The organism is Tautonia marina, from assembly GCF_009177065.1.
Taxonomy (GTDB): Bacteria; Planctomycetota; Planctomycetia; order Isosphaerales; family Isosphaeraceae; genus Tautonia; species Tautonia marina.
In genome coordinates this window covers 428,767-440,986 of record NZ_WEZF01000002.1, presented here as the reverse complement: position 1 = coordinate 440,986, position 12,220 = coordinate 428,767, and the positions used below count along the sequence as shown (strand labels likewise).

Genomic DNA, 12,220 nt, shown 5'->3' with positions numbered 1-12,220 from the left:
CACGCGCCGCCGCCTGGCTCCGGTGCTGATTTCCCGCGATTCGTGACGGGCCCACCTCCCCCCCGTTGGGCTGGCCGATCGCCCGATCCGATCCGACCCGACCGCCTTGAACCCCGCAGCCCCAGAGGGGAGGACATCCTTTCATGTGCGGAATCGCCGGCGCATTCGATCTTCGTGCCCAGCGTTCGTTTCCCGAAGACCGTCTCCGGGCAATGACCGACGCCATCGCCCACCGAGGCCCCGACGACGAGCACGTCCACCTCGAACCCGGCCTGGCTCTGGGGGCTCGACGGCTCTCGATCGTCGACCTCTCCGGAGGCCGCCAACCCCTCTGCAACGAAGACCAAACCGTCTGGGTTGCCTTCAACGGTGAGCTGTTCGAATATCCCGAGCTTTATCGAGAGATCGTCGCCCGAGGCCATCGTCCCGCCACGCGATGCGACACCGAACTCTGGGTCCACCTCTACGAAGACTTCGGCGAGGGGATGTTCGAGAAGGCCAAGGGGCAGTTCGCCGTCTCCCTCTGGGACCGCAAAAGCCGAACCTTGATTCTTGGACGCGACCGCGTCGGCATCGCCCCGCTCTACTATGTGGAACGTGATGGCTGGCTCCTCTGGGGCTCCGAGATCAAGGCGTTGCTCCGATCGGGGCTGGTTGAGGCACGCCCTGATCCGAAGGGGATCGACCACCTGTTCACCTTCTTCTGCGCCGGGACGACCCGTACCTTCTTCGAGGGGGTCAAGTCGATCCCGCCGGGCCACTATCTCAGGGTCCACGACGGCCGGGTCGAGCTGAAGCAATACTGGGACCTCGACTTTCCCGATGCCGGCGACGAACTCCGGATGGACGACACCGAGCCCCTTGTCGACGAGCTGGAAGCCTTGCTCCGGCAGTCGGTCGAGCGTCGGCTCCGGGGTGATGTCCCGGTCGTCAGCTACATCAGCGGGGGGCTTGATTCGACGGTCGTCCTCGGCCTCAGTTCTCGCCATCGGGGGAGCGCCGTGCCGTCGTTCACGATCGGCCTCGACCGCGCTGGTCCCGACGAACGCTCGCAGTCAACCGAGGCAGCCCGAGTGCTCGGCTCGCCGTTGACCACCGTCATCATGGACCGGGCCAAGATTGCCGAGGCGTATCCCGAACTCGTTGTGGCCGCCGAGGGACCGGTCTTCGACACCTCGTGCGCCTGCCTGATGCGCCTGGCCGGGGCCGTCCACAACGAAGGCTATAAAGTCGCCCTGACCGGCGAGGGGGCCGACGAAGCCTTCGCCGGCTATGCCTGGTTCAAGTTCCAGCAGATGCGCGACCAGAACTTCCGCCGCTTCGGACGGGGCCCGATGAACTTCGGCCGCGAGCTGATGTTCCGGGTCCTCGGCGGTCGGAATGCCCGGCGCCCTTCGGCCGTCGAGGCGATGCAGGGCACACGCCCGATTCAGCAAGATATGTTTGAGGCCATCTCTCAATCGACCCAGCTCGTTTACAGCCGGGAGATGTGGGACCGCCTCGGCGATCACCATGCCTTCTCCGACCTCGACCTGACCAATCCGAACATGAAGCGATGGGCACCCCTGAACCAGTCGCTTTATGTCGGCTACAAGGTCATGCTTGCCGGCCTCCTGATGATTCCCAAGGGGGACCGGATCGCGATGCACTCCTCCGTCGAGACGCGCTATCCCTTCCTCGACGAGGATGTGACCGCCTTTGCCACCCGGATCGCCCCCGAGTACAAGCTCCGCGGCAAGACCGAGAAGTGGCTCTTGCGCAAGGTCGCCGAGCGGACGCTCCCCCCTCAGATCGCCGGCCGACCGAAGACAATGTTCCGCGCCTCGTTCGCGCCGACCTTCCTTGGCCCTCACCGACCGGCCTGGGTCGATCAGCTTCTGAGCCCCGAATCCCTCCGCGCAACCGGCTATTTCGACCCCGAGGCCGTGGCCCGAGAGCGTGCCTGGCAGACTCGCATCCCCCGGATCACCCCTCGCCGGCTCATCATGCAGATCGGCCTGACCTCCGTGGTCGCCACGCAGCTTTGGCACCACCTTTACATCAGCGGCGGCCTCTGCGAGCTTCCCACCTGGGAAGCCCCCCAGTATGCCGGCAACCGCCTTCCCGGACACTACAAGATCCGGTCCAATGGTGAGACAACGTTGCCGATCGCGGTCTGACGATCGGCAACGAGCCTGCCATGAATCGACCGACTGCCCCGACCGAACACGAAAATCCCTATGAAGCACCACGGTCGGTCGGCGATCGTGGTGTCGTGGATCGTAATCGACTGCCCTGGGTGTACGTCGCTTACGCGAGTTATTGTCTGCTCATTGCTGTCCTGTACGGTGGTCTGGGGCTGGTCGTCGCGATGGACTGGCAATTCGGAGTGCTCCGTGCCCCCGCCGATCGGCCTGATCACCATGCCCTGCCGTCTATCGCCGCCCTGTGCCTGGCCATTGCAGCGACCTTTGCCGTGGGGCCCTTCCTGCCGAGGCGTCCCTGGGCGTGGACGTATGGGTTATTCCTGATCCTCGTCGGGAACGTCTTCGCCTTGCCGTTGACCTTGTTCTGGATCGGTCGAGGAGCCCGAGGGTACTACGCCCGAATCCCCGAATGCGTCCGAGTGATTTCGGAGTTCCCTCATGCGAGCCGTTCTGCAGCGCGTTTCCCAGGCCTCCGTCGAGGTTGACGGCTCCCTCGTCGGCCAGATCGATCGTGGGTGGCTTATCCTGCTCGGCGTCGGCAAAGGGGACACCGAGGCCGATGCCGACTGGCTCGCCGAGAAGATCGTTGGCCTCCGCGCCTTCGAGGATGAACTTGGCAAGATGAATCGATCCGTCGGCGAGGTCGGCGGCTCCGTCCTCGTCGTCAGCCAGTTCACCCTCTTCGGCGACTGCCGCAAAGGCCGCCGCCCCAGCTTCGACGCCGCCGCCGATCCGGGTGAGGCCGAACGCCTTTACCAGGTGCTTTGCGACCGGATCGCCGCGCTCGGCCTTCCCGTCGCCACGGGAACCTTCCGAGCGATGATGAACGTCTCGCTCGTTAATGAGGGGCCGGTCACCCTCTTGCTCGACAGTCGGAAGACATTCTGATCAGCAACTTCCCTGATCCCAGCCGAGAATCGAGACGGGCCGACCTCGGCCATTTGCATTTGCGCGGTCGGCCCGATTCGATTCAACTGTCGGATTTCCGCGGCGGGATGATGCTCGGCAGCTCCATCCGACGGCTCCCGCCTGGCCCTTTGAGCATTTGATGCTGAGCCTGGGTCTTCTGCCCAAGGCCGTGGATCGTGATGAACCCGAGTGCTGCCGAGGCGTCGTACTGGTCCCCTTCCTCATAGGTCGCCAGTTCATGACGATAGAGGCTATGTTCGCTCTTGCGTCCCACGATCATCGCCGAACCTTTATACAGTTTGATCCGGGCGACCCCCGACACATACTGTTGGTTCGACGCGACGAAGGCCATTAAATCCTGATGCAAGGCGCTGAACCAGAGACCATTGTAGATCAGGTCGCCGTAGGCCTGGCTCACGTGGGTCTTGAACCGCAGGGCATCCTTCGAGAGCGTGAGGAACTCGATTTCCCGGTGGGCCTCGTGCAAGACGTAGGCGGCGGGGGCCTCGTAAATCTCTCGAGACTTGATGCCGACCAGGCGGTTCTCGATATGATCGACACGCCCCACGCCATGCTTGCCGGCGATCGCGTTGAGTTTCTCGATCAGCTCGACCCCATCGGTTTCCACACCGTTGAGGGCCACGGGCCGCCCCTGGTCGAAGGTGATCTCGACCACCTCGGGTTCATCGGGGGCCTTGAGCGGATCGACCGTCCACTGGAAGGTTTCCGGAGGCGGTTCGACCCAGGGGTCTTCCAGCACTCCCGCCTCGATCGAGCGGCCCCAGAGATTCTGGTCGGTGCTGAAGATTTTCTCCTTCGTCGCCTCGACCTCGATGCCGTGATCGGCGGCGTACTTCAGCTCCTCGGTCCGCGTCCACTTCCATTCACGAACCGGAGCGATGATTTTCAGATCCGGTGCAAGGGTCTGGAAGGTCACATCAAAGCGAACCTGGTCGTTTCCCTTGCCCGTGCAGCCGTGTGCCACAGCCACCGCGCCGTGGTCGCGCGCCACCTGAATCATTCGCTGCGCGATGAGCGGCCGACCCAGCGCCGTGGCGAGCGGGTATTTCCCCTCGTACAACGCCCCGGCCATGAGCGAGGGAAAGGCGAAGTAATCGACGAACAGATTCCGCACGTCCTCGGCGATCGCCTCGACCGCTCCGGTGCGCAGGGCCTTGTCTCGAATGGCCTCGATGTCCTGCCCCTGGCCCAGGTCGCAGGTGTACGCGATCACATCGAGCCCATACGTCTCGTTGATCCATTTCACGGCGACCGACGTATCCAGCCCACCGCTGTATGCCAGCACCACCTTGTCGCGTGCCACGAGGTTCGCCTTGTCCTTTCAATACCTTCGATGAATGGTCGTGATCCGATCCGCAACCGTCGCCGGCCCGCGATCTTCGCCCAACCCGGATTCGGGCCGACGACTTGAAAGAAAATTAGACCGATGCTCGCGCCCCGCGCCAAGCACGGAAACGCTTCAAGCCCGGCCCGATTCGATCGACAGATCAAACGCCTTGCCCAGGGTTGCAAGCCCCTCGCGCCCGCGATCGATGTCGGTCAGCACATTGACCCGGACCTCGCTCGTGTTGATCAAGGCGATGTTGATGCCGGCCTCGGCCAGGGCGCCGAACATCCGGGTGGCGACTCCCGTATGCGTCCGCATCCCGATTCCGGACACCGAGAGCTTGGCCATGGCCGGTTCGACCAGCACGTCACCGGGGTCGCCGACCGCGCCGGCGGCGGCCCGAGCCGCCCGGGTGGCGTCTCCCCTGGGCACGGTGATCGAGAGCCGCGTATCGCCCGAGACGCTGCGAACGTTCTGGACGATCATATCCACGTTCACGCCCACCTCGGCAATCGCTTGAAACACCTTCGCGGCGTAACCGGGCTGATCCGGTACGTTGAGCAGGGTGACTCGGGCCTGCTGCTCATCGAGATCGACACCCGAGACCACCAGATCTTCCATCCCGCTCAGACTGCCGATCAGCGAACTCTCCTCGGAACTCGCCAGGGGGCTTCCTTCGCTGGACTGGCCGCGACGGGGGATAAATTCAATTCGGTGATCCTCTCGGGTCCGGTCGAGTTCAAATGCCCGATGCACCGCTCGAAGCGCCTGGGCGGCTTCGGATCGCTCAACGAGAACGCTGATCTTGATTTCGCTCGTCGTGATCATCTGGATGTTCACCCCGGCTTCGCCAAGGGCTTTGAACATCTCCTGGGCCACTCCCGTGTGCACCCGCATCCCGAGACCGACGACCGACACCTTGGCCACCTTCGAATCGTAAGTGACCTTGCCGGCGCCAATCTCCTTCGCGGCTCGTTCGGTCACGATCAACGTCTCGGCCAGATCCCCTCCGGAAACCGTAAAGCTGACCTCCGTCTGGCCTTCGGTCGCCACGTTCTGGACGATCATATCGACGACGATATTCGCCTCGGCGATATGACGGAACAGGGCATGAACCACCCCCGGCCGATCGGGCATCCCGAGCACCGTCACCCGAGCCTCATCCCTGGCCAGAGCGGCTCCGGTGACGCTCGCACCGATGAATCTCGCGTCTTGCTCGGCCACGATCCAGGTTCCCGGAGCGTCGGCCATCGCGCTGCGGACCTGAATCGGCACGCCGAATTTCTTGGCGAACTCGATCGAGCGCGAGTGCATCACTCCCGCGCCGAGACTCGCTAGTTCAAGCATTTCATCATAGCTGATGCGGTCGATCTTCCGCGCCTCGGGCACGATCCTCGGGTCGGTGGTGTAAACGCCGTCGACGTCGGTGTAGATCTCGCAGGCATCGGCCCCGAGGACCGCCGCCAGGGCTACGGCCGTCGTATCCGACCCTCCCCGTCCCAGGGTGGTGATGTTGTAGTGCTCGTCCACCCCCTGAAAACCAGCGACGATCGCGATTTTCCCCTCATCCAGCGCCGCCTGGAGCCGATCGGTCGAGATGTTCCGGATGCGGGCCTTCGTATGGTAGCTGTCGGTCACGATCCCGATTTGAGCCCCGGTGAAGCTGATCGCCGGCACGCCGAGCGCCTGAATGGCCATCGCCATCAGGGCGACGCTCACCTGTTCGCCGGTCGAGAGGAGCATGTCCATCTCTCGCGCCGGGGGCTGCTCATTGATCTCCTTGGCCAGGGCGATCAACTCGTCCGTCGTGTGTCCCCGGGCCGAGACCACGACGATGACCTGCTTCCCCTCCCGGTGGGCTCGGATTGCCCGTCGAGCGGCGGCAAGAATCTTGTTCGCGTCGGCGACACTCGTGCCGCCGAACTTCTGGACCACGAGGGGCAACGGAGGCTCTCCTTACGCTGTCTGCTTCCAGCTCGATCGGGCAGGGGGGGGATTGAATCGGTGGGAGGAGGTGGTCGGCATCACCCAGCGACCACCGTGGCGAGCGTAACAGGATGACAGATTGAGCCCCAAGATTCCAGACGTCTCGATCCGCTCGGTTGCCTTCGGGCCTCGCGACTCCCCCAAGGAAGCCCGGCAATCCGCACGATCGGCCGGGCTTTCTCGCACCGCGGAAAGATCGAGCGATTGGCTCAACGCTTCAGGACGTGATCTCCCATCAGCCGCCAACCATGCGGCAGGAACGGGCCCTGAGCCTCCATCGCGCTGATCTCGTCGTACGGCTTGCCCGATCCGGAAAGGCCCGTACCGCACAATGCCCAGGGAACCGGGGCGCGGTCGTGGGCCTTGGTGCGCAGCAAGGTTGAGTGGTCGGGAGAGATCAAGAGTCGGTACTCGCCATAGGATTCGAGCGCCGCCCGAAGTGGCCCGACGATGTCCTGATCCATGCGTTCCAGGGCCTCAACCTTCGCGTCGGCCCGGCCTTCGTGACTGGCCTCGTCCGGCGCCTCGACGTGAACGCACACGAGGTCATGATCGCGCAGGGCTTCGATTGCATAACGACCCTTTGCGGCGTAGTCCGTGTCCAGGTATCCGGTCGCTCCCGGGACGTCGATTCGGGTCCAGCCGGCCAGCATCCCCGTGCCTCGGACCAGATCCACTGCCGAGATGATCGCCCCCTTCAAGCCGTGCAGCTTGGCGAAGGTCGGCACCTGAGGCGCCTTGCCTTGCCCCCAAAGCCAGATGGCGTTGGCCGGTTTCTTCCCGGCCGCGATCCGAGCGTGGTTGACCGGATGCTCCTGAATCACCGAGGCCCCGGCCTCCATCAGGCGGCGAAGCAGGTCCGAGCCGGCCCCCTGGGGGAGGTGATCGGTCGCGTCCTGATCGGGCACATCATGCGGTGGCGTCGTCTTCGTCGATGCGTCGAACGGGGCAGGGGCACCCGGACGCCCCCGGTAGATCATCGCGTTCCGGTAGCTGACCCCCGGGTGGAATTCGACCGAGTGCCCGTCGGTGTGCAGGTTTGCGGAGAGCGCGGCGATCAGCTCGGCCCCTTCCTCGCTGGAAATATGGCCGGCGGTGAAGTCGGTCATCTTGCCGTGCAAGATCGTCATCAGGTTGCACCGCACCGCCCAGTCGTCCGGGCCCAGGGCAATGCCCATCGCCACCACTTCCAGCGGAGCCCGTCCCGTGTAGTACTGTTCCGGGTCGTAGCCGAACAGGCTCAGGGTCGCCACGTCACTTCCCGGCAGAAAGCGATCGGGCACGTTGCACGATCGGCCGAGCACCCCGTCCCGAGCCACGCGATCCATCTCCGGAGTCCTCGCGGCCTGCAGCGGAGTCATATCGTTGAGCGAGTCCTGCGGCTCATCGGCCGCACCGTCGGGAATTACGATGGCGATCTTCACGAGCACGTCTCCTCCCGGCTCCGGTCCGGGTGAACTCCAACAGCGTATCGAGGGAGACGAACCGGGGCCTTCGAGCACCCGCTGGCCGTCTCGATGTCCTGCCCTCGGGGCAGTATCCCCTCCACCCTACCATCGCACCGCCCCACCGACCACGGCTCGGGATTGGTTCCGGGCCAGACGATCGAAAGCTTCTCCCCGAGCCGATTCGCCCCTCCTATCGAATCGCCGGGCCGGCCGCTACAATTCCTCGAATCGAGAATCCCTGAAGTTCGGGGCCGGAATGCGCGGAGCCCGACCCGTCGCACGGAGCGACGCCGCGTCGAGTCGCCGTCGGCCCGGTGGCGAAGGCGGCACCGCACATGGCGAGCAATCCTCTCTTGCTGGGTCTGGACGTGGGCACGCAGAGCATCCGGGCGGCCCTGGTCGATCCGACCGGTCAGACCATCTCCTACGGCGTGGCCCCCCTGGAAACGACCTACCCGCGCCCGAGCTGGGCGGAACAGGACCCGATCGGCTGGTGGTCGGCCACCCGATCGGCCGTGGCTCAGGCCCTGCAATCGGCCGACGTTTCGCCCGATCGGATTGTCGGCGTCGGGCTCGACAGCACCGCCTGCACCGTGGTCGCCTGCCGAAACGACGGCACTCCCCTGCGCCCCGCCTTGCTCTGGATGGACCAACGCTCCTACCGAGAAGCCGAGGCGATTGGCGTGACCGGCGACCCGGCCCTGAAGTACGTTTCCGGTCGCGTCTCGCCCGAATGGATGCTGCCCAAGGCCCTCTGGCTCAAACGGAACGAGCCCGAGATTTACCACCAGGCCGACCGTATCGTCGAATGCACCAACTGGTTTATGTTCAAGCTCACGGGAGAGTGGACCCTCTCGCTCAACCACTGCGCCGTCAAGTGGAACTACGCGCGACCCGAAGGAGGATGGCCCCGCGCCTTGATCCACGCCGTCGGCCTCGACGACCTGCTCGACAAATGGCCCGACCAGATCGAGCCGCTCGGCCAGGCCGGGGCGACGCTCTCCCGAACCGCCGCCGAGGCTCTTGGCCTGAACCCCGGCACTCCCGTCGCGCAGGGAGGGATTGACGCCTACCTCGGCATGATTGGCATGGGAGCGACCGCTGCCGGCGACGTGGCCGTGATTGTCGGGTCGAGCACCTGCCACCTCGCCCAGTCCTCTGGCGGTGTGTTCGGCTCGGGGGCCGCCGGCTGTTACCCGGATGCGACCGTCGAAGGACTCTACACCCTCGAAGCCGGCCAGACCGCCACCGGCTCGATCCTCGACTGGTATCGTCGCCACTTTGCCGCCGCCCAGCAGGCCGAGGCCGACGACCGAGGCGTCAACGTCTACTCCGTCCTCGATGAACTGGCCGCTGCCGTCCCTCCCGGAGCCGAAGGGCTCGTTGTCCGCGACGACTGGCAAGGCAACCGTTCTCCCTACAAGGACCCCGCCGCCCGGGGGGCGATTGTCGGCCTCTCCCTCGCCCACGGCCCCGGCCACATCTTCCGGGCCCTCTACGAAGCCACCGCTTGCGGGACCCGACACATCCTCGAAGACGCCTCGGCTCACGGGCTCGACGTTGGCCGGATCATCGTCGGCGGCGGTGGTGCCAAATCTCGGCTCTGGATGCAGATCCACGCCGACATCCTGAACCGACCGATCCACCTCCCCCGCGAAACCGAGTCCTGCGCCCTCGGCTCGGCCATGACTGCCGCCGTCGCCGCCGGACTTTTCGCCGACCTCGACGCCGCCGCCCGAGACATGGTCATCCTCGACCGCGTCGTCGAACCCGATCGACGGAACGTCCTGGTCTACGACGAGCTGTTCGCTCGTTACGCCCGCCTTTACGTCGCCTTACGCGACAGCGGGGTTGTCGTCGCCGCGGAGTGATTGGACCTGACGCTTCTTCCGGGGCCGAGTCATTCAAGAATCCATCGAGAACCTTGAAATCGAGGAATGTGTCCGAGATAAGGAGAGGTCGAGTTCGGCGATCACTCGAACAAGGACCAGACCCTCATGGCCATCCGGATCCACGTCACCGCGCTCCGCGATTGCGCGGTTGAAGATGTCCGCTCGACCTTTTGCGACATCCTCGGGCCTGGTTTCGAACAGGTCCCGATCTACGAGTCCAATGGCTGGGCCTGGTTCACGACCAGCGTCTGGGGCGTCGGCGGGTCCGACCTCAACAAGGGGCTTTGCCGACTGGCCCGACCTGCGTTGCAATTCACGACCTCCGATGGCGATCGCTGGGTCCTCACGATTCATGGTGGGCCGGAAGGACAGCAGCATTTCGTCCACGAATTCCACCTGCTCAGTCATCCTGGGGACCCTGACCATGACGAGTCGTACGCCCGGGAGTTGCAATCGTATCAACCCGAGCCGATCGACCCCGATCTCGCCTTCCTCGAAGACGATCCCGAGGCCGAACCCGTCCCAGTCACCCCTGTCGATGAACTGACCAGCGACTTTGCCGACTTTGGCGCACCGCTGCCCGAATCACTCCTCGACGACCTCCGCGGTTTGCCCCGTAGCGGTGTCGTCAATCGCCTCCGTGACTGGCTCGCCGATGCCATTCCCGAGGCGATGGCCCAGGCGGGCCTCCCAGTCGATGCTCCGAACGTGCGGCGCGTCTTGCTCTGGGAGAACGTCACCGAACGCGAGCGCGATGGCGATCTCGGCAATCTTCCCCGATTGCTCTCGGTCCTCGGCCTCGATGGCGAGTGGGACGACTACGTCTCCCAGGCCGAGCAACCTCCCGAGGAATCCTGTGACCTCGTCGAGGAAGAACCTGGGTCTCCTTCCCCACCGACCGACCACGCTCAGTCTGTCTTCGACCTGGTCGGCTCCCTGCCCCTGACCCCCATCAAGGGTGGTCCGGTGCCAGTGCCTCCCGTGAAAATCAAGCGCCTAGGGATTGCATCGCAAGCGTGTACCACCTCATCCTCCTCATCCCCGGGAATCGGAATTCACCTGAAGCTTCCCGAGAATGATCCCTCCCTCACCCTGGAACCGCCACGACTTCGAGCACCGAACCCGATCTCCTGGACCCGAACCGATCGGGGTTTCGCGATCGGTTCGCTTTACCGAGAAACCTTTTTCAAGAACAATCTCGTCGAGCACCTTGGTAAACCGCTGACGAAGCTGCTCGCCCATCCTCCTGAAGGAACGGTCGAGGAGATCGCGTTTGCCGTCTCCGACGAGCCCGCCACCTACCACCGCTTCCGAGGAACCGTCCGTGACGGACTTCTCTGGATCGAGGAATCCCACCCGCCACTTTCGCATGAGGTGCTGCTCGGTGCCCTCGACTCGGCCACCTACGAGCCGAAGTACAGGGTCGTCTGCCGCGACGAGGACGAGGCCCGAGCCCTGGAACAGGCCGCTCGCCAGGACGATGATTTGAAGGACATGGGCCTCAAGCGTCACGGAGCGACCCTCTCCATCGAGTTCGATACGGGCAACCTGGCCCGGCTCCTGCTCCGGCTCCGCTCGGGCAATGCCTGGGACTTCGGTCCCCGCGACGCCAAGAAGGCCGAGGAGCGCCAGCAGGCCCTCGACATGATGCGACAACTCCGACGCTCGGGCGCGAAGATGGCCCGGGAGCGAGCGGCCCCGCACGAGGCGGAGGTCCTGTTCAAGGGTCGTCATTCCTGGTACTGGCGTTCCGATTTCCTCCAGCTCGACCAGCTCGATCCCGAACCGCGCGCGACCTTCGACGCCGCCATGACCAGCCTGGGGTTCACCCTGATCGGCGACCTGATTGCCAAGAAGCAACGGGACATTGTCCTCCGCGTTTTCCTCAGCAACGACCGATTGAGTTATGCCATTCTGATGGCCAAACGCACCATGTACCTCGGCCAGGAATTCGTCTCCCGCCTCGCCGACGGCTCAGGTCTCACCACCACGACCCTCAGCACGGTGGACAGTGTTCCCGGGGCCGGGATCTACTACCGGATCGTTGCTGGCCTGCCTCTCGAAGGGCATTACGAGAAGCACCTTGAAGGTCTGGAGCGCTTCCGGACGCGCAAGGGGCTCGAACCGGTTCTGCTGGGGGGAACACTCGAAGACGTCGCCCGGGAAATCGAGCTGGCGTTCGATCGTCATGAGGCGGCCGATCGTTGAGGAACGCGGGGTGACCCACGGCGACGCCATCTCGACCCCTCGAACGACTTCGCATACTTATTTGTGTAAAATTTCCTTTTGATGTCCGGGGTTGCGTGCCCTCGATCCTGAATCGTATCACAACGACAATCATTTGTGTGTTAATCGATTTCTCGGGCGCAAATGATCCCAGGAAACCACCTCGGTTGACGAGGACGCATCAACCAATCCGATCGGGATCTTTTTGGGTTCATCCTCTTGCAT

Annotated in this window: 8 protein-coding genes; 5 read left to right on the top strand and 3 right to left on the bottom strand. The window is 64.2% G+C overall.

What is annotated here, in order from left to right; translation table 11 throughout:
- Nucleotides 1-143 precede the first annotated feature (143 nt).
- The 3 genes from asnB (at nt 144) to dtd (ending at nt 3,074) form a co-directional block, all read left to right on the top strand.
- Entirely contained in the window at nt 144-2,159 is a 2,016-nt protein-coding gene (gene asnB / locus GA615_RS04295; protein ID WP_152050015.1) for an asparagine synthase (glutamine-hydrolyzing), read from the top strand.
- A 95-nt stretch (nt 2,160-2,254) separates the two neighbouring features.
- Nucleotides 2,255-2,671 carry a hypothetical protein gene (locus GA615_RS04290; RefSeq protein ID WP_161602166.1) on the top strand — a complete coding sequence of 139 codons (417 nt, stop codon included), beginning with the start codon at nt 2,255-2,257 and terminating at the stop codon, nt 2,669-2,671.
- Nucleotides 2,625-3,074: a D-aminoacyl-tRNA deacylase gene (gene dtd, locus GA615_RS04285; RefSeq protein ID WP_152050013.1), complete on the top strand. Its 450-nt coding sequence runs from the start codon at nt 2,625-2,627 to the stop codon at nt 3,072-3,074. Before GA615_RS04290 ends, dtd begins: the two co-directional genes overlap by 47 nt.
- Before the next feature lie 82 nt (nt 3,075-3,156).
- On the opposite strand, the gene GA615_RS04280 is transcribed toward dtd, so the two are convergent.
- The 3 genes from GA615_RS04280 to GA615_RS04270 form a co-directional block, all read right to left on the bottom strand.
- Entirely contained in the window at nt 3,157-4,419 is a 1,263-nt protein-coding gene (locus GA615_RS04280) for an argininosuccinate synthase (RefSeq protein WP_152050012.1), read from the bottom strand.
- A gap of 156 nt (nt 4,420-4,575) precedes the next feature.
- Nucleotides 4,576-6,387, bottom strand: a complete 1,812-nt coding sequence (locus GA615_RS04275; protein ID WP_152050011.1) for an aspartate kinase — start codon at nt 6,385-6,387, stop codon at nt 4,576-4,578.
- A 251-nt stretch (nt 6,388-6,638) separates the two neighbouring features.
- Nucleotides 6,639-7,853: a cofactor-independent phosphoglycerate mutase gene (locus GA615_RS04270; RefSeq protein ID WP_235905071.1), complete on the bottom strand. Its 1,215-nt coding sequence runs from the start codon at nt 7,851-7,853 to the stop codon at nt 6,639-6,641.
- 359 nt (nt 7,854-8,212) lie between these two features.
- Here GA615_RS04270 and GA615_RS04265 point away from each other — a divergent pair, with 359 nt between their 5' ends.
- Both GA615_RS04265 and GA615_RS04260 read left to right on the top strand, forming a co-directional pair.
- Nucleotides 8,213-9,748 (top strand): FGGY-family carbohydrate kinase, encoded by a 1,536-nt coding sequence (locus GA615_RS04265; protein WP_152050009.1) that lies wholly within the window; start codon nt 8,213-8,215, stop codon nt 9,746-9,748.
- 126 nt (nt 9,749-9,874) lie between these two features.
- Complete coding sequence (locus GA615_RS04260) at nt 9,875-11,977, top strand: hypothetical protein (RefSeq protein ID WP_152050008.1); 2,103 nt, start codon at nt 9,875-9,877, stop codon at nt 11,975-11,977.
- Nucleotides 11,978-12,220 lie beyond the last annotated feature (243 nt).